This window comes from Stenotrophomonas sp. 80084_Sma, from assembly GCF_056481995.1.
In genome coordinates this window covers 4,485,850-4,504,165 of sequence record NZ_CM151177.1, presented here as the reverse complement: position 1 = coordinate 4,504,165, position 18,316 = coordinate 4,485,850, and the positions used below count along the sequence as shown (strand labels likewise).

The following is an 18,316-nucleotide window of genomic DNA, read 5'->3' as shown; positions in this document are numbered from 1 at the left end:
CTTGTCAGCGTGGGCGTTCGTCCACCGGCAGCCAGATTTCCACGCCGCCGTTGCCGCTGTGCTCATCGAAACGCATGTCGTAGCGTTCCAGATCGGGGGCATCGGCCAGGCTGAGCCCGGAGCCGGGCAGGTAGTGATCCAGCAGCCAGAACCAGGTCGAGCGGATGGTCGAGATGTGCCCGCCGTGCCAGGCCACCAGGTAGCGGCGCGGCGGAATGTCCACGCGTTGCCAGTGCGCAGGTACGCTCGGCACCGCGCTGGCCGGCAGTGCGGCGATGTAGTCGAAGCCGCCATCGTCATCACTGTTGCAGCACACGCCGAAGCTGATCGGTGCCGGCGTCGGCCATTCCCGGTTGAGCTGCGCCCACTGTCCGGGTATCGCACCGCCGCTGTCGCGGGTATGCCGCATGCCGATACCCGCGACCTGGAAGGCAGGGGTATCGAGCAGGCGCGGCGCTTCGCCGCAGGCAGTCGGCGCATCGTCCACGCGGATCGCCTGCACCAGCGCCAGCCCATCGGTGCCTTGTTCGCGTACCCGCTCCGGGGTCTGCCCGAACTGTTCGCTGAAGGCGCGGGTGAACGCGGCATGGGTGGTGTAGCCCGCGCCCAGTGCCACCTGCAGGATGTCGCCCGCCCCGTTGGCCAGCCGCTGCGCGGCAGCGGTCAGGCGCCGTCCCCGCAGATAACGCACCACCGAGGTGCCGGTGCGGGCCTGGAACAGGCGCGACAGATGGAACGGCGACAGCCCCGCCGCAGCGGCAATATCGGCCAGTGCCAACGGCTGGTCCGCATGGGTTTCGATGTACCACAACGCCTTGCCTGCCGCGCTCATCCAGCCGTTCCCCGATTCCGATGCCGGGCACAGTAGCGGATCGGCAGGCAGCGCGTTTAGCAGTTCTTGCGCTCAAGCGGCATCAAGCTGTCGCACTGACGTCATGGCTCCTTCACAGATCGCGCCGAGACTGCGCGCCTTGTCCAGGCCTGCGATATCCCTGCAGGTGCTGGCCCTGTCGCGTCCTCCCGGAGCCCTGCCGTGCATCGTTCGAAGCTTTCGCGTTCCATCCTCCTCGCCCTTTCCATGGCCAGCGCAGGAGGCGCGATCGCAGCGGAGGCCGATGCGGTCGATGCCCCGGCGGGCAGCCGTGCGGCGCCCACCCAGCTCGATGCGATGCTGGTCACCGGCACCCGCGCCTCCAACCGCACCCAGTTCGAAACGTTGGCGCCGGTGGACGTGTTCACCAAGGAAGATATCAAGTCCGTTGAATCCACCGACCTGAAGGACGTGCTGGCGCAGCTGGTGCCGTCGTTCGTGGTGCAGCGCCTGCCGATGGCGGACGGTCAGGTGTTCGTGCGCCCGGCCACGCTGCGTGGCCTGTCGCCGGATCAGACGTTGGTGCTGGTCAACGGTCGTCGCTTCCACCGCAGCGCGCTGCTCGGCAACCGTGGCGCGCAGGCGGCCGATCTGGCACAGATTCCGACCAGTGCGATCAAGCGCATCGAAGTGCTGCGCGATGGTGCGTCGGCGCAGTACGGCTCGGACGCCATCGCCGGCGTCATCAACATCATTCTCGAGGATGGCCCCGGTACCGAGATCACCGCCGGCTACTCGCAGTACGCGCAGGGCGATGGCGCCTCGCGCGATTTCAGCGCACGCACCGGCTGGTCGCTGGGTGACTACGGCAGCCTGGTGCTGTTCGCCGAATCGTCCAACTCCGACGCCACCTCGCGCACCCGCCAACGCCCCGATGCCATTGCCTTCCAGGCCGCGCATCCGGATCTGGACGTGCCCAACCCGGTACAGCGCTGGGGCCAGCCGGAACTGGAAAGCCGCCGTGTCGGCTTCAACGTGAAAGCCAATGCCAATGACACGCTGGAGCTGTATGCGTTCGGCCTGTACAGCCACAGCGATGGCGTCGGCGATTTCAACTGGCGCAATCCGGACACCACCACCGGTGCCTACCGCACCACGGCGATCTTCCCCGGCTGGAACCTGCGTTCGATCTATCCGGTGGGCTTCAGCCCGCAGTACGGCAACGTCCAGAACGACCTGCAACTGGTCGGTGGCCTGCGTGGCGAGATCACCCCGAAGCTGCGCTGGGATGTCAGCGCCTCGTATGGCCGCAACGCCATCGACTACAGCCTGAAGAACTCCATCAACGCCTCGCTCGGCCCGGCCAGCCCGACCGCATTCGATCTCGGCCGCCTGACCCAGACCGAGAAGAACGCCAACGCCGACTTCAACTACGAGTGGGATGTGGCTGCGCTGTCCAAGCCGATCAACGTCGCCTTCGGTGGTGAGTTCCGCCAGGAGACCTACCAGGTGCGCGCGGGTGATCCGGCTTCGTACGCGGTGGGGCCGGGCGCAGCGGCGGGCCTGGAAGCCAACTCCAACGGCGCGCCGGGCTTCTCGGCCAGCCAGGCCGGGCAGTGGAGCCAGCGCAGCAAGGCCGCCTACGTGGATATGGAAGTGCCAGTGGGTGAGCGTTGGAGCATCGGTGCAGCCAGCCGCTACGAGGACTTCTCCAGCTTTGGCAGCACGCTGGACGGCAAGCTCTCGGCGCGTTTCGCGATTACCCCGGACGTAGCCCTGCGCGGTACGGTGTCCACTGGCTTCCGTGCACCGACCCCGGCGCAGCTCAACACCACCAGCACCACCCAGGGCCTGGATACGCGCACGCTGCAGATCTTCACCAGTGGTCGTCTGTCGCCGAACGATCCGCTGGCGCAGCTGCTCGGTGCCAGGCCGCTGAAGCCGGAGGAATCGCGTACCGCGTCGCTGGGCCTGACCTGGCGCACCGACCTGGGCCTGTCCGGCTCGGTGGATGTCTACCAGATCAAGCTCACCGACCGCTTCAGCCAGTCGGCCAGTTTCGCCATTCCGGCTGGTACTCCCAATCCGCTGGGCTATACCTCGGTGAACTACTTCACCAACGACTTCGATACCACCACCACCGGCGTGGACGTGGTCGGCAACTACCTGCGCGACCTCGGCGCGGGTCGCATGACGCTGACCCTGGCCTACAACTACAACCGCACCCGCGTGGACAACGGCAGCACCTCGGTGGCCACCAACGAAACCCAACGCGTGCTGTTCGAAGATCGCCTGCCCGAGCACAAGGGCAGCCTGACCGGCAGCTGGGATGTCGGCGCCTGGTCGCTGATGGCGCGCATGCGCTACTACGGTGCCTGGACCGACGCCAGCGGCAATGCGGTGGGCGATATCTACCAGCGCTTCGGCGCGATGAGCTTCCTCGACCTGGCCGTGGGCTATCGCATCAACGAGCACCACAGCCTGCGCGTGGGGGCCGACAACGTGCTGGACCGCTATCCGGATGAGGCGGTGTTCCAGGCCAGCCGCGGCCTGGTCTACTCGCGGAACGCGCCGTACGACACCGATGGTGCCAACCTGTACGCGCAGTACCGGTTGAGCTTCTGATGGACCGCACGCGCCGCTCCCTGCTGCGTGCCGGCACCCTGCTGCCGGCCGCAGCCGCACTGTCTTCACTGCCCGCCATGGCCGCCACGCGCTACGCTGCGCCCATGCAGATTCCCGCAACGACCGTGGCGCCGGACGTGCTGGCCCGCGATGAAGGCTATTGGGCCTCCGTGGCCAGCCACTTCGACATCACCGACGAAGTGAACCACCTGGAGAACGGCTATTGGGGCGCGATGGGCCGCGAGACGCTGGCCAGCTACCAGCGCCATACCGCTGAAGTGAACCGTGGCAACGCCTGGTACGGCCGTCGTGAGTTCCCGGCGCAGTACATGGCGGTGCAGCGGCAGGTGGCCGAGCTGCTGGGCGTGGGTGCCGACGAGATTGCACTGACCCGCGGCGCCACCGAGGCGATGCTGGCCCTGATTGGCGGCTACAACCGTCTGCAGCCCGGCGACCAGGTGCTCTACGCCGACATCGACTACGACAGCATGATCGGCGCGATGCGCTGGCTGCAGCAGCGTCGCGGCGTGCAGGTCGAGCGTATCGCGCTGCCGGCCGTGCCCGACCACGCGCAGATCCTGCAGGCCTACGAGGCCGCATTCGCGCGGCTGCCACGCCTGAAGCTGGTGCTGCTGACCCAGGTCAGCCATCGCCATGGGCTGGTGCTGCCGGTGGCGGAGATCGCCGAACGCGCGCGAGCGCGCGGTATCGATGTGATCGTCGATGCCGCGCATGGGTTTGGCCAGATCGACTACGCGGTGCCGCAGCTGAAGGCCGATTTCGTCGGCATCAACCTGCACAAGTGGATCGGTGCGCCGGTGGGCGTCGGCGCGATGTACGTGCGCAAGGGGCGTGTGGCCGACCTGGATCCCTACATGGGTGAAACCGACGATGGCCGCGTGGGCAGTCGCGTGCATACCGGTACGGTCAACTTCGCCGCCTACCTGGCGCTGCCGGAAGCGATTTCCCTGCACCAGCGTATCGGCGTAGCCAACAAGCAGGCGCGCCTGCGTTACCTGCGCGAGCGCTGGACGGTACCGGCGCGGCAGATGGCACATATCGAAGTGCTGTCCTCACCGGATCCGGCGTTGGCGAGTGCATTGGCCAGCTTCCGCCTGCGCGGGCGTACCAGCGTGGCCGACAACATCGCGCTGCAGAAGCGCCTGCTGGATGAGCATCGCGTGTTCACCACGCATCGTGACGGTTTGGACTCCGGCGCATGCGTGCGGGTGACGCCGTCTGTGTTCACCCGGCCGGAGCAGATGGATGCGCTGGTGCAGGCGCTCTCCGCCCTGGCCTGACCCTGCTTTGGTGGGTGCCAACCTTGGTTGGCACATTCCGTCCGTGCCGGGGAATCTTCCGCCGGGCATGGCCCGGCGCTACCGATCCTCCCCCAGCCTGGTGGGTGCCGACCGTTGGCCGGCACATTCCATCCACGCATGGCGTGCACGGGCATTGCCAACCAAGGTTGGCATCTACCGAAGCGGGTCCCGTAGATCCACGCCATGCGTGGATGCTCTCCACCTACCGCTCGATCGCCGGCAACGCATCCGACAACAACAACCGATCGATGCGACGCAGCGCACTTTCCAGCTGCCGGCGATCCGCCGCCAGCCCCAACGACAGCCGCACGCCGCTCTGGTGCGATACCCCCGGCAGGCAGAACGCCGATGACGGCGCAATCGCCAGCCCCTGCAGCTGTGCGGTACGCACCAGGGTGGCATCGGTCCACGGTGCCGGTATCCGGCACCAGGCATGCAGGCCTTCAGCGCGCTGCAGCAGCGAAGGCGCAAGCAGATATCGCGCCAGTCGCACGCGTTCGCGCGCCTCGGTGCGCACCTGCGCCAGCAGTGACTGCGCCGAACCATCCAGCAGCAGCTGGCTGGCCAACGCCGAGACCAGCGGATGGCCCATCAACCGCGTTGCCCGCAGTGCGGCCGTCATCGCCTCGGCATGCGCGGCGCTCGGGCAACGCACGAAGGCGGTGCGCAGGCCCGGGCTGATCACCTTCGACAGCGTCGCCACGTAGAACACATGACGCGGGGTCAGTGTTGCCAACGGTAGCGGCGCATCTTCGGCCAGATGCCAGTACGGATCGTCTTCGATCGCCAGCAGGCCTTCGCTTTCCAGCACACGCGCCAGCGCTTCGCGCCGATGCAGCGGCAGGGTCAGTGCGGTCGGGTTCTGGCAGGTGGGATTGAGATAGACCAACCGCGCGCCGCTTTCGCGTGACAGCCGGGCCAGTGCATCGGGGCACATGCCGTGTTCGTCGCTGTCCACCGGCAGCAGGCGCCGGCCCAGTGCGGCAGCGGCCTGCAGCAGGCCCGGATAGACCAGCGCATCGCAGAGGATCGCGTCGTCGTCGCGTCCCTGGCTGACCAGGATCGACGCCAGCGCCACCTGCGCGCCTTCGGTCAGCAGCAGGCAGTCGTCATCCACGGCGCCCAGCATCGGCTGCAGCCAACGCGCCGCAGCATGGCGATCAGTGGGGTTGCCGCCACCCAGGTGATACGTCATCAGGTTCGGCGCGTTGCTGCGTGCAAGCACGGCGGCGGCACCACGGCGCAGCGTCTCTGCCAGCGCGTCGGCATCGGGCACCGGCGGCACGTTCATGCTCAGGTCTACCACCTGGTCGAAGCCGGCCTTGGGCGGTGCGATGAAACTGCCCTGTGGTCCACGCGCTTCGATCAGGCCACGCTTGCGTGCTTCATCGAAGGCGCGGGTGACCGTGGTCAGGTCGATACCGAGCTGCTGTGCCAACGCGCGCTGCGAAGGCAGGCGCTGTCCCGGTGCGAGACCACCGCGGCGCACCGTGCGTTCCAGCGAGTTGACGATGCGCAGGTAGATCGGCCCGCTGTGCGCGAGTACGTCCTGCACCCATTCGCGGGCTGCGACATCCGGTCGCGGCATGTACGGAGCATGTCGGGGCGTATCGTTGCTTCCAACGGCGGGAGCCTGTCCATAACCATCGGTCGGTTCGGACAGGTGACCGCCGTTGTTGTTTGCGGGGGCCACACCGGCCAGCGTCAGTGATGTCATTGCGCGTCCTTAGCGCTTGGCCTGCCAGGGGCAGTAGCAGCCCACGGCAAGCAGTCCTTTCGGGCGCACGGTCTCGCCGCGCACCAGTCTGTCCAGCAGCGGTTCGACGAAGCTGTTGGCCGAGTTGCAGACCATGCCGATGCTGTACGGGCCGGCGTACGCCAGGTGGCCGTGCCGGTCCCAGATGGCCACGGCGGGGCTGGCCGGGATGTGTTCGATGCCGTCGATGGTCGGCAGGTTGATCACCTTGTTGCGCAGTGGCTCGGGCAGCTCGCCCTGCGTACCCGGGCGGCGGATGGCATAGAAGTCGATGCCGGCGCGGCGGTACATGCTGATCAGGTAGCTCAGGTGCGCACCGGTCTCGCGGTTGCACACGCCGCAGGCCGGGTCCCAGAAATGCACCACGCGGATGCTGCCGGTATCACCGGCCAGATCGGCCGGCAGGCGCAGCTGCGAATCGTCGAAGACGATGGCCTGTTCGGTGAAGGTGGACTGCGCGCTGTAGCCGAAGTACTGCCACAACGCAGCTGCCACGCCGGCCATGAACAGGCAGGCGAGGGCGATCATCGTCGGCAGCAGCCAGCGGCGACGCGGCGCGGCTGCGCCCATCAGGAATCTTCCCGGCCGAACTTGTGCACGTACTGCTTGCGCATCTCGCGGCAGGAATCGGCCTGCGCGCGGCGCTGGATCTCGCTACGCGACGGATCCTCGCTGCGCTGCACGCACTGCTCGATGGCGTGGCGTTCGGCGGCCTGCACATCCACGGTCTGCGGCTGCAGGCAGACCCAGGCCAGCGCGGCCAGCATCAACACCACAAAGCCACCGCACCCGGCCATCACCAGGTGGAATTTCATTTTCTCGGCGCGCATCGATGCACGTCCCTTCATCCATACATTGCATACAAAATATCATCTTGTATGGATAAAGCGCCATGCGCCCCGTTCAGACGATGGCGTTGTGGCGTGCCTCGGGGGCCTCGGACAGGATCTCGTTCAGCTTGGCCAGCGCCCCGGCCAGCGCGCCCTGGTCGACCGCGCCGCCCAACGACAGGCGGATCGCGTTGCCCGGTGGCGGTTCTTCCACGCTGAAGGCATCGGAGCTGGCAATGCCCAGCCCCTGCTCCTGTGCGGCCTGGATCAACCGGTACTGGTCGAGCCGCGGCGGCAGCGGCAGCCACACATGCAGGCCGGCCGGATGCGCCTGGGCGCGGGCCGGCAGGTAACGGGCGGCAATGGCCTGGCGCTCGCGCAGTTCCTGCTGGAAGCGCTGCACCATGTCCTGGGCCTGGCCGCTGCGGATCCACTGCGAGGCCACCGCTACCATCGACTGGGTCGGCATCAGTGCGATCGCGCGCAGCGCATCCAGCACCGGTTCCATCGGCTCGCCGGCCGGCACCACCAGGTAGGCGGTGCGCAGGCCCGGGGCCAGGCACTTGGACAGGGTGGAGATGTAATAGACCGGGCAGTCGGCATCGCGGTGCGCGGCCAACGGCGGCGCGGCGTCTCCGGCCAGCAACCAGTAGGGATCGTCTTCGATCACGGTCAGGTCGTGGCGCTTGGCGACCGCCAGCAGGGCCTGCCTGCGTTGTGCCGACATCGTCGCTGTGGTCGGGTTCTGGATGGTCGGTACCAGGTACAGCAGGCGCGGGCGGCGTAGCTGGCAGGCCTCCTCCAGTGCGTCGGGCAGCATGCCTTCGGCGTCCATCGCCACTGGCACCACGCCCCGCTGCAGCACGCGCGCGGCGGCCAGCAGGCCCGGGTAGGTCAGCTGCTCGGCGGCAATCAGCTCGCCCGGCTGGGTGCGGGCCAGGATCAGCGCGCACAGTGCGGTCTGCGCACCGGGGCAGATCACCACCTGGTCGGCACCGACCGTCCCCAGCATCGGCGCCAGCCACTGCGCACCGCGGCGGCGCGATCCTCGCGGGTGCCGGCGCCGACGTGGTAGCTCATCAGTTCGCCCTGGCCCAGCTGCTGGCCCACGTGCTGGAAACCGGCCTCCATGCCCTGTGCGAACGGCGCGCTGCCCAGCAGCGGCGGGATGTTCATGCTCAGGTCCACCGAGGTGCTGCGGTTGCCGGCCGACAGCGCGATGAAGGTACCGCCAGCGCCTTGGGCGTCGAGCAGGCCGGCCTGGCGCAGCTCGGCGAAGGCACGGGTGACCGTGGTCAGGTCCACGCCCACCTGCTGGGCCAGGTCGCGCTGCGGCGGCAGGCGGTCGCCCGGGCGCAGCACGCCGTCATCCACCGCCTCGCGCACCTGCTGGGCAATCTGCAGGTACAGCGGGCCGGCGCCCTCGCGGAAGGGGCGAACCCAGGTGCGATTGGGGTGTTTCAGGCGGCGGCCGGCGGCAGGTGGCGTCATCGGTCAGTTTTTTCCATACGTACAGATGCACAAGTCCATACAATGATGTATCTTGTATGGGCTTGATTGGAGTGGTTCGCCTGCTTGTAGGCGACCTCGTACCCACAGTGTAGCCGCTCCACGCCCGGGCGCTGCGCGCAGGCGAGCCGGTCAAGCGCGCTTCTTCAACAGGGTTGACCTCCAATGAATATCTGCTGGAACCGCATCCGCCTGGCGCTGATCGCCCTGGCCTGCGTCGGCCTGTCGGGCTGTGACTGGGTGCTGCTGGATTCGAAGGGCATGGTCGGGCTCGCCCAGCGCGACCTGATCCTGATCTGCATCGGCCTGATGCTGATCGTGGTGATACCGGCCATCGTGCTGACCTTCGTGTTCGCCTGGCGCTACCGCGCCGGCAATACCAAAGCCAAATACATGCCTGACTGGTCGCACTCCACCAAGGTGGAGATCGTGGTCTGGGGCGTGCCGCTGATCATCATCGCGGTGCTGGCGGTGATCGTGTGGAAGTCCACCCACGAGCTGGACCCCTACAAGCCGCTGGACGTGGCCGGTGAGCCGCTGCATGTGGACGTGATCGCCACCGACTGGAAGTGGGTGTTCGTGTATCCGGACCTCGGCATCGCCACGGTCAACCAGCTCAACTTCCCGGTCGACCGCCCGCTGGCGTTCAACATCACCTCCAACTCGACGATGAACACCTTCTTCATCCCGCAGCTGGGTGGGCAGATCTACGCGATGGCCGGCATGCGCACGCAGCTGCACCTGATCGCCAACGAGCCTGGCCAGTTCCGTGGCATGTCCGGCAACTACAGCGGGCATGGCTTCTCGAACATGAAGTTCATTGCCACCGCCAGCAGCAACGAAGAGTTCGAGCGCTGGGTGGCCGAGGTACGCAGCGCGCCGGACTCCCTCAGCTTCACGCAGTTCAAGGCGCTGGCCGCGCCGTCGAAGAACGCACCGGTGCAGCACTTCTCCAGTGTTGAACCACTGCTGTTCAAGAAGGTCATCGACCAGTTCATCGGCGTTGGTGAGAACACCGCTGCTGCTACCCCGGCGGGCGCTGCCGGTGGTGCCCAGGTTTCCCAGGAGTAACGAACATGTTGGGTAAATTGACGTGGGAGGCCGTGCCGCTGCACGAGCCGATCGTCGTGGTCACATTGGCGGCCATGGTGCTGGGTGGCCTCGCGCTGCTTGGCGCGGTGACGTACTTCAAGCTGTGGGGCCCGCTGTGGCGTGACTGGTTCACCACCGTGGACCACAAGAAGATCGGCATCATGTACGTGGTGGTAGCGCTGGTCATGCTGGTGCGTGGCTTTGCCGATGCGCTGATGATGCGCGCGCAGCTGGCCGCGGCTGGCCCGGGCAGTGACGGCTTCCTGCCACCTGAGCACTACGACCAGATCTTCACCGCGCACGGCGTGATCATGATCTTCTTCGTGGCCACCCCGTTCGTGGTCGGCCTGATGAACATCATCGTGCCGCTGCAGATCGGCGCGCGCGACATGGCGTTCCCGTTCCTCAACGCCTTCAGCTTCTGGATCTTCGTCGTCGGCGCCGCGTTGATGATGATCTCGCTGGGCGTTGGCGAATTCGCCATGACCGGCTGGGTGGCCTATCCGCCGCTGTCGGGCATCGAGTTCAGTCCAGGCGTGGGCGTGGACTACTACATCTGGGCATTGCAGGCTTCGGGCATCGGCACCTTGCTGACCGGCGTCAACCTGTTCATCACCATCCTGCGCATGCGTGCGCCGGGCATGACCCTGATGAAGATGCCGGTGTTCACCTGGACCGTGCTGGTCACCAGCGTGATCATCATCGCCGCCTTCCCGATCCTGACCGTGGCGCTGGGTGCGCTCACCCTGGACCGCTACCTGGACTTCAACTTCTACACCAACACGTTGGGTGGCAACCCGATGATGTACGTGAACCTGGTGTGGGCCTGGGGCCACCCGGAGGTGTACATCCTGGTGCTGCCGGCATTTGGCATCTTCTCTGAAGTGACTGCCACGTTCGCGCGCAAGAAGCTGTTCGGCTACAAGTCGATGGTGGGCGCCACCCTGGCGATCGGCATCCTGTCGTTCATCGTCTGGCTGCACCACTTCTTCACCATGGGCTCCGGTGCCAGCGTCAATGCCTTCTTCGGCATCATGACGATGATCATCGCCATTCCCACCGGCGTGAAGATCTTCACCTGGCTGTTCACCATGTACGGCGGCCGCGTTGAGTTCAGCGTGCCGATGCTGTGGACCATCGCCTTCCTGGTCACCTTCACCATCGGTGGCATGACCGGCGTGCTGCTGGCCATTCCGGGCGCGGACTTCCTGCTGCACAACAGCCTGTTCCTGGTCGCGCACTTCCATAACACCATCATCGGCGGTGCGCTGTTCGGCTACCTGGCCGGCTTCGCCTACTGGTTCCCGAAGGTGTTCGGCTTCACCCTCAACGAGCGCCTCGGCAAGTGGTCGTTCGCCTGCTGGGTGATCGGCTTCTACCTGGCCTTCATGCCGCTGTACATGCTCGGCTTCATGGGCATGACCCGCCGCATGAACCAGTACGACAACCCGGCGTGGACGCCGTACCTGATCGCGGCCTTCATCGGTGCACTGTTCGTGTTCGCGGGCATCATCCTGATGCTGGTGCAGATCTACGTGAGCGTGCGTGACCGCAAGCGCAACCTGGACCTGACCGGCGACCCGTGGAACGCACGCACGCTGGAATGGGCCACGCCGTCGCCGCCGCCGTTCTACAACTTCGCCGTGGTGCCCAAGGCCGATGAGCTGGATGCCTTCCACGAAGCGAAGAAGCGCGGCCTGCCGCCGCCGCCGAAGAAATACGCGCCGATCCACATGCCGAAGAACACCGGCGTGCCGCTGATCCTCAACATCTGGATCCTGGTGCTGTGCTTCGCCCTGGTCTGGCACATCTGGTGGATGGCCGCAGCCAGCTTCATCGCGATGATCGTGACCCTGATCGTGCGGTCCTATGACGAGGACGTGGACTACTACGTCAGTTCCGAAGAGGTGGCGCGCACCGAAGCGGCCAACCTGGCCAAGCTGAAGGAGGTACGCGCATGAACCTGTTGACCCGCCCCGAGCTGGCCAGCGACACGCAGGCGCACGAGGACCACCACGAACACGACCATGGCCACGAACAGGGCGGCATGAAGGTGTTCGGCATGTGGGTCTACCTCATGTCCGACCTGGTGCTGTTCGGTTCGCTGTTCGCCTCGTACGCGGTGCTCAGCACCGCCTACGCCGGCGGCCCCACCGGCAAGGAGCTGTTCTCGCTGCCGTTCGTGATGGCCGAGACCTTCCTGCTGCTGGTCTCCAGCATCACCTACGGCCAGGCCGTGCTGGCGATGCATCGCCACGATACCTCGGCAGTGCTGCGCTGGCTGGGCGTGACCTTCGTGCTCGGTGCCTCGTTCATCGGCATGGAGATCTACGAGTTCTCGCACCTGATCCACGAAGGCGCAGGCCCCAGCACCAGTGCCTACCTGTCGGCGTTCTTCGCGCTGGTCGCCACTCACGGCCTGCACGTGGCCAGCGGCCTGATCTGGATGGCGGTGGTCATGCATCAGGTCTACCGCCGCGGCCTGACCCCGACCAACATCACCCGCGTGTCGTGCCTGAGCCTGTTCTGGCACTTCCTGGACCTGGTGTGGATCTGCGTCTTCACCTTCGTCTACCTGATCGGAGCCTTCTGACATGGCCCACGTCGAAACCTCGCGCGCCGGCAATGCGCACGGCTCCACCAAGTCCTACCTGATCGGCTTCGTGCTGTGCGCGCTGCTGACCGTGGTGCCGTTCGCGCTGGTGATGAACCCGGTGCTGTCGCGGCCGCTCACGCTGTTCCTGCTGGTCGGCTTCGCGGTGGCGCAGATCCTGGTACAGCTGGTCTATTTCCTGCACATGGACCGCAAGTCCGAAGGTGGCTGGAACCTGGCCAGCTTCGTGTTCACCCTGGTGATCCTGTTCATCGTCGTCGCACTGTCGGTCTGGATCATCTGGAGCATGCACTACCACATGATGATCAACTGACCGTGGCTGGGGTGATCGGCATGGACCGCGCGATCACCCCGGCACCTCCGTCCTCTTTCCCCCAAGGGCAGGCCTGACCGAGACCCCGCCCGCGTATGCGTTGGTGGTACCCGTGAAGCGTCCTGCTGCTGTTGCCCGCTGGTTGTTCTCCCCCGTTTCCGCCTGCCACTGCTGGCAGGACTGGCCGTCGGCCTGCTGGCCGGCTGCAGTGCGCAGTCGCGCATGGACTTCTACTCGAAAGACATCGCCTGCGAAGAGCTCGGCCAGCAGTGGTCGATGCCCGACAGCCACGGCACCGTGCGTGGCCCGAAGGACCTGCAGGGGCAGGTGACCTATCTGTTCTTCGGCTTCACCAGCTGCCCGGACGTGTGCCCGACCACCATGGTCGAGCTCAGCCAGGTCAAGCACCTGATGGGCAAGGATGCCGACCAGTTGCAGGTAGTGTTCGTCAGTGTCGATCCCGCACGCGACACGCCCGAAGTCGCCCGCACCTATGTGGAAGCGTTCGACCCCAAGGCGATCGCACTGGTCGGCAACGAAGCACAACTGGCCGCGATGGCCAGCGACTTCAAGGCGTTCTACGAAAAGGAACCCGGTCAGATACCGGAGACCTACACCATGAGCCACATCGCCGGCGGCTACGTGTTTGATCGCCAAGGCCGTCTGCGCCTGTTCGCGCCCTATGGCATGCCGGTGGACAAGCTGTTCTCGGACGTGCAGCGCCTGCTGCTGGAGCCTGGCCATCCGGCCGCCGGCAACGGCCCGCTGGCCAGCTGCCACCTCAAGCAAAGCGACACGCTCGCCGCCCGGTAGGTGTCGAGCTTGGTCGACACGCGGTGAATGAATCTGGTGGATGCCGACCGTTGGTCGGCACACCCCCCACACACCAATCCCCCGGCCGGCCAGGAGAGCCAACCGGCCGGGGGCACCACTCAACGCCTTACTTGGTTTCTTCCCACTGCACCACGTCCGGCTCGGCCGCCTTGATGCCGGCGGTCGACAGCAGCTTGGTGGTCGCATCCAGTGCCGCGTTCACCGACGGATACTCCACAATCGCGCGGCCCGAGGCCTTGGATACCTTCACCACGGTGCCGCCGGTGGCGGTGGCCGCACGCTGCGCCGAAGCCGCATCGGTGAAGAACACCTTGACCCGCGAGGTCGCCACGACCGGTGCGCCATCGTTGGAGACAGCGGCCGCAAACTTGCTGGCACCGGCATCCGCACGTGCGGCCACACCGGTAGACGCATCCGTGGACCGCTTGCTGCGGGTGCCGACGGCCGCCGCGCTGGCATCAGCCCCGGTGGTGATCCGGAACTGACCGCCGCTGGCCTGCTGCACGGTTGCCGACGGCGCCAGCTGGAAGCGCGAGCCGCCCACATTGAACGAACGGCCAGTGGCCTCCGCCTTCAACTGCTGCGTGTCTACGGTCGACAAGGTCTTCGCCGGAGGTGTCTGGCCCGAGCTCTGTGCCCAGGCGGTGGTGGTCATCGCCGCGAGGGCGAGGGTGCTCAACAGAATGGTCGTCTTCATCATCAGTGCCCCAGAACGCGGATCTTGAAGAATTCGAGGTTGCCACGCGATGCAGCGTTCGCGGCCTGCCCCAGGTCGGTGACTTCCAGCGTCCAGGTGCCCGTGGCGTTCTCATCCAGGAAGGCATTGCTGGACAGCAGGTCCCAGTTGGTGAAGTTGCGCTGGACACCATTGAGGCCAGAGCCGATCGCGGTGAATGCCGGCTGCACCACGCTGCGGGTGCCACTGGGCGAGATCAGCACGAACTGCAGCTGGCGGGTGTTGCTGTGGTTGACGCGGAAGCCGAGCTGCACGCTCTCGATGTTGCGCGCACCGTTGGCGAGCTGGAAGGTCAGGCGCGCCGCGGCCGCCGAGGTATTGCCGATGGCCACGGTACGCGTCGTGTTGCGCCAGCCACTATCCACCAGTGTACCCAGCGGCTGGAAGTCCTCTGCGACCTGTACCGCGCGTGCCGCATTGACCACACCGAAACCGTACCAGTTGCTGTAGGCACGGCCGGCGGCATTCACCGTCCAGCCCGGCACCAGCACGCGGCCGTCGGAGTGGGTCACCGCTGCCCGGTTCGGATCGGTGCGGGTGGCGGTGGTGGCCAGGATGTACTTCACATCGCGGTAGGACAGGTTCGGGTTGGTCTCCAGCAGCAGTGCCGCCACGCCCGACACCATCGGCGTGGCCGCCGAAGTTCCGTTCATCTTGCCTGTGTAGTTGCAGGTGCTGTCGATGGCAGACTGGTCGCCGTCCAAGGTGTTGCGCAGGCTCGTGTTCTTGTTGCTGCCCTGCGCGCAGCCGGTGACATCGGTGGTGAGGATGGCCGGATCGTAGCGTATCGCCAGCTGCCCCGGCACGACCTGCCGCTGCCAACCATTCTCACCGCCGAAGCCGGACACCCACAGCGCCGAGCCGGTGGACGAGTAGGACGAGCGCACGCCATCGGCGCGCACGGCGGCAACGGTGATCACGTTGAACAGGTTGTTACGCGGGTCGCGGCCGGCCGGAATGCAACCCGTGTTGCGGTTCTTGGTGTCTGCCGAGCAGATGTCGGTGCCATCCGAGCGTGCGCCGTTGTTGTGGTTGTTGCCGGCGGCCTTCACGTAGATGCCACCGCGGCCGCCACGGGTGCCGGACATGGCCTGCTCATAGGCGGCGATGTCGTTCTGGCTGTAGGCCAGCGGCAGGTTGGGGTTGCCCGGGCTGGAGCCCCAGCTGTTGTTGAAGACCCCCACGTCGGCCACTTCGGCGCCGTCCCACCACGAGTACTCGATGTTGGAATTCGAATTGCCCTGGGCATTGGACGCCAGGAAGTTGAAGCCCTTCAGGGTGGCCGCCGATGCCACGCCGCGCACGCCCAGGTTGTTGGCACCTACTGCACCTGCGATGCCGCCGACCATGGTGCCGTGATTGTCGCGGTCGGGATTGGACGGTGAAGGGTTGTTGCTCTGGTTGGCGAAGTTCTTGCCCGCGACCGCCGCAACGTTGGCGGCCAGGTCCGGGTGTGCGATCTGCAGGCCGTCATCGACGATGGCGATGGTGACGCCCTGGCCACGGATGCCATTGCGGAACAGGCCATCCACGTTCAGATCGTTGCCAGCCACCGGCAGGGTATCGCCCAGTACGGCCTGTCCGGTGTTGAGCAGATGCCACTGACGCCCGGCCAGCGGATCGGCCTGCTGGGCCTGGGCGGTGACGGCCAGGCTGCCCAGCACCAGGGCAGTGGCAAGGGCCAGGCGCGCGGAGCGCGGTGGCGCGGAGCGTTGCGTGTGTCGCTTCATACACGAATCCTTCTGTTGTGAATCGGCATGGCAGGACGGCGGGGCGGAACTGCCCCATCGCAACGAGCCAAACGCGACACAACGAACAACCCCCTACCTCTTCACACTCCCAATCTGCAGATGTGCCGATTGCGTCACAAACGCTTATGCCGTGGGGTAATGACGACTGCAGCGGCCCGCATCTGGTAGGTGCCCACCTTGGTTGGCACGCGTATCGACGCATGGCGTGGATCTACCCGGCATCATCGCGCCCCCTCACATCCGGCTGTGCTACTACAGCCCGTGCACCCTTCCGCATCGGAGCACGATGATGGTCAACCCTCTGGCCCAGGCCCATCGCGGCCTCGGCACCACGCTGTTCAGCCTGTTGAACCCGATACCCTTCGGCTTCTTCGTCGGCGCGCTGATCTTCGACGCGATCTATCTCAACAGCGCCGAGGTGATGTGGGGCAAGGCCGCTGCCTGGCTGATCACCTTCGGTCTGCTGATCGCCATCATTCCGCGCCTGATCAACCTGTTCGCGGTCTGGCGCCGCAACGGCACCGCCACCCGCATCGACCGCATCGACTTCTTCCTCAACCTGGTCGCGGTGGTGCTGGCCATCTGGAACGCCTTCGTGCACAGCCGCGATGCCTATGCCGTCGCGGTGCCGGGCACGATCCTGTCGGCGCTGACCGTGGCCCTGATCGCACTGGGCCTGATCTTGCTGTCACTGCAGCCGCCGGTGCTGCAGGGAGGTCGTCATGGCTAAGCACATCCTGCCCACCGTGGGCGCCCTGGCGCTGGCCGTGATGCTGTCGGCCTGCGCGGGCAAGGCCGAGTACCACCCCACCGACCAATCCGGTGCGAAGCCACCACTGCCGACACCGAAGAACTTCCTGATGCCGCCGATGCAGGTGCCGCGCGGAGTGGGTTGGGCCGAGGGCCAGTCACCCACGGTGGCCGAAGGCCTGAAGATCGAACGCATCGCCGCCAACCTGCAGCATCCGCGGCGATTGTTGACGCTGCCCAATGGCGATGTGCTGGTGGTGGAAGGCAACGGCCCCGGCGAAGAACCGGTCACCACGCCCAAGCAGTGGATCGCCGGCAAGGTCAAGGCGCGCTCGGGCAAGGCCGGCAAGGGCGGCAACCGGGTCACCCTGCTGCGCCGCACGCCGGGAACGAACACCTGGACCCAGCACGTCTATATCGAAGGCCTGCATTCGCCCTTCGGCATCCAGCTGATCGGCGACACGCTGTACGTGGCCAACACCGGCAACATCGTGCAGTACCACTACGTGCCGGGTGAAACCCGCATGTCCGACAAGGGCCGCGAGTTCACCGACCTGCCCAGCACCATCAACCACCACTGGACCAAGGAACTGCTGGCCAGCCGCGATGGCAGCAAGCTGTACGTGGGCGTGGGCTCCAACAGCAACATCACCGAGAACGGCCTGGCCGTCGAGTACCGCCGCGCGGTGGTGCTGGAAGTGGACGTCGCCACCCGTGGCAGCCGCATCTTTGCGTCGGGCATCCGCAACCCGACCGGACTGGACTGGGAGCCGAGCACCGGGAAGCTGTGGGCGGTGGCAAACGAACGCGACGAGATCGGTGCCGACCTGGTGCCTGATTACCTCACCTCGGTGAAGGAAGATGGCTTCTACGGCTGGCCCTACAGCTACTACGGCCAGCACGTGGACGAGCGCGTGCAGCCGCAGCGGCCGGACCTGGTGGCGAAAGCCATCACGCCGGACTACGCCATCGGCTCGCACGTGGCACCGCTGGGCCTGCTGTTCTACACCGGCCAGGCACTGCCGGCGCAGTACCACGGCGGCGCCTTCATCGGCGAACACGGCAGCTGGGATCGTTCGCCGCTGAGCGGCTACGAAGTGGTCTACGTACCGTTCAAGGACGGTAAGCCGACCGGGCGGCCGCAGACCGTGGTCAGTGGTTTCGCCTCGAAGGACGAGAAGACGCTGATGGGCGCGCCAGTGGGCATGGCCATGGATGCCGAGGGTGCATTGCTGGTCGCCGATGACGTGGGCGACGTGGTGTGGCGGGTGTCAGCCAAGTAGTTCTGTAGCGTCGAGCCACGCTCGACTGCGTTGGATCTGGCCCTTGTAGAGTCGAGCCATGCTCGACTGCTTTTGCCAGCAGCAGTCGAG

General features: G+C 66.2%; 15 protein-coding genes and 1 pseudogene. 9 read left to right on the top strand and 7 right to left on the bottom strand.

The features are described 5' to 3' along the window. Window positions 1-4 precede the first annotated feature (4 nt). Window positions 5-832: an AraC family transcriptional regulator gene (locus ACZK3W_RS20700; protein WP_125895553.1), complete on the bottom strand. Its 828-nt coding sequence runs from the start codon at window positions 830-832 to the stop codon at window positions 5-7. A gap of 201 nt (window positions 833-1,033) precedes the next feature. Between ACZK3W_RS20700 and ACZK3W_RS20695 the strand changes: the two genes are divergently transcribed. Together ACZK3W_RS20695 and ACZK3W_RS20690 are read left to right on the top strand one after the other, a co-directional pair. After that, window positions 1,034-3,436 carry a TonB-dependent receptor plug domain-containing protein gene (locus ACZK3W_RS20695; protein ID WP_478450239.1) on the top strand — a complete coding sequence of 801 codons (2,403 nt, stop codon included), beginning with the start codon at window positions 1,034-1,036 and terminating at the stop codon, window positions 3,434-3,436. After that, complete coding sequence (locus ACZK3W_RS20690; RefSeq protein WP_293792188.1) at window positions 3,436-4,737, top strand: aminotransferase class V-fold PLP-dependent enzyme; 1,302 nt, start codon at window positions 3,436-3,438, stop codon at window positions 4,735-4,737. Before ACZK3W_RS20695 ends, ACZK3W_RS20690 begins: the two co-directional genes overlap by 1 nt. A 223-nt stretch (window positions 4,738-4,960) precedes the next feature. Here the strand turns inward: ACZK3W_RS20690 and ACZK3W_RS20685 are convergent, their stop codons facing one another. The 4 genes and pseudogenes from ACZK3W_RS20685 to ACZK3W_RS20670 all read right to left on the bottom strand — a co-directional run bounded on the left by ACZK3W_RS20685 (window position 4,961) and on the right by ACZK3W_RS20670 (window position 8,835). Continuing rightward, window positions 4,961-6,475, bottom strand: a complete 1,515-nt coding sequence (locus ACZK3W_RS20685; protein WP_293792186.1) for an aminotransferase-like domain-containing protein — start codon at window positions 6,473-6,475, stop codon at window positions 4,961-4,963. 9 nt (window positions 6,476-6,484) lie between these two features. Further along, entirely contained in the window at window positions 6,485-7,084 is a 600-nt protein-coding gene (locus ACZK3W_RS20680; protein ID WP_125895549.1) for a DUF6436 domain-containing protein, read from the bottom strand. Beyond that, window positions 7,084-7,362, bottom strand: coding sequence for a hypothetical protein (locus tag ACZK3W_RS20675; protein ID WP_253144116.1), 279 nt, complete (start codon window positions 7,360-7,362; stop codon window positions 7,084-7,086). Before ACZK3W_RS20675 ends, ACZK3W_RS20680 begins: the two co-directional genes overlap by 1 nt. Before the next feature lie 55 nt (window positions 7,363-7,417). Next, window positions 7,418-8,835, bottom strand: a pseudogene (locus tag ACZK3W_RS20670) (aminotransferase-like domain-containing protein). A 183-nt stretch (window positions 8,836-9,018) separates the two neighbouring features. On the opposite strand from ACZK3W_RS20670, the gene cyoA reads away from it, so the two are divergent. The 5 genes from cyoA (at window position 9,019) to ACZK3W_RS20645 (ending at window position 13,685) form a co-directional block, all read left to right on the top strand. Then, on the top strand, window positions 9,019-9,924 hold the full coding sequence (gene cyoA / locus ACZK3W_RS20665; protein WP_125895547.1) for a ubiquinol oxidase subunit II: 906 nt from the start codon (window positions 9,019-9,021) through the stop codon (window positions 9,922-9,924). 5 nt (window positions 9,925-9,929) lie between these two features. Then, on the top strand, window positions 9,930-11,906 hold the full coding sequence (gene cyoB, locus ACZK3W_RS20660) for a cytochrome o ubiquinol oxidase subunit I (protein ID WP_006474876.1): 1,977 nt from the start codon (window positions 9,930-9,932) through the stop codon (window positions 11,904-11,906). Then, the gene (gene cyoC / locus ACZK3W_RS20655; protein ID WP_005414759.1) at window positions 11,903-12,538 is read left to right on the top strand and encodes a cytochrome o ubiquinol oxidase subunit III; all 636 of its coding nucleotides are present in this window, start codon (window positions 11,903-11,905) and stop codon (window positions 12,536-12,538) included. The genes cyoB and cyoC overlap by 4 nt, the downstream gene beginning before the upstream one ends. A 1-nt stretch (window position 12,539) precedes the next feature. Beyond that, the gene (cyoD, locus tag ACZK3W_RS20650) at window positions 12,540-12,872 is read left to right on the top strand and encodes a cytochrome o ubiquinol oxidase subunit IV (protein ID WP_006399830.1); all 333 of its coding nucleotides are present in this window, start codon (window positions 12,540-12,542) and stop codon (window positions 12,870-12,872) included. Between the two features lie 222 nt (window positions 12,873-13,094). Then, entirely contained in the window at window positions 13,095-13,685 is a 591-nt protein-coding gene (locus ACZK3W_RS20645; RefSeq protein ID WP_478450238.1) for an SCO family protein, read from the top strand. Between the two features lie 127 nt (window positions 13,686-13,812). Here ACZK3W_RS20645 and ACZK3W_RS20640 read toward each other — a convergent pair whose 3' ends face one another. Next, complete coding sequence (locus ACZK3W_RS20640; protein WP_006399785.1) at window positions 13,813-14,406, bottom strand: S8 family serine peptidase; 594 nt, start codon at window positions 14,404-14,406, stop codon at window positions 13,813-13,815. Then, window positions 14,406-16,172, bottom strand: a complete 1,767-nt coding sequence (locus ACZK3W_RS20635; RefSeq protein ID WP_125895546.1) for a S8 family serine peptidase — start codon at window positions 16,170-16,172, stop codon at window positions 14,406-14,408. The genes ACZK3W_RS20640 and ACZK3W_RS20635 overlap by 1 nt, the downstream gene beginning before the upstream one ends. Window positions 16,173-16,482: 310 nt before the next feature. On the opposite strand from ACZK3W_RS20635, the gene ACZK3W_RS20630 reads away from it, so the two are divergent. Then, window positions 16,483-16,923, top strand: coding sequence for a DUF2231 domain-containing protein (locus tag ACZK3W_RS20630; protein WP_049400823.1), 441 nt, complete (start codon window positions 16,483-16,485; stop codon window positions 16,921-16,923). Next, entirely contained in the window at window positions 16,916-18,226 is a 1,311-nt protein-coding gene (locus tag ACZK3W_RS20625) for a PQQ-dependent sugar dehydrogenase (RefSeq protein WP_125895545.1), read from the top strand. The genes ACZK3W_RS20630 and ACZK3W_RS20625 overlap by 8 nt, the downstream gene beginning before the upstream one ends. The last annotated feature ends 90 nt before the right edge of the window (window positions 18,227-18,316 follow it).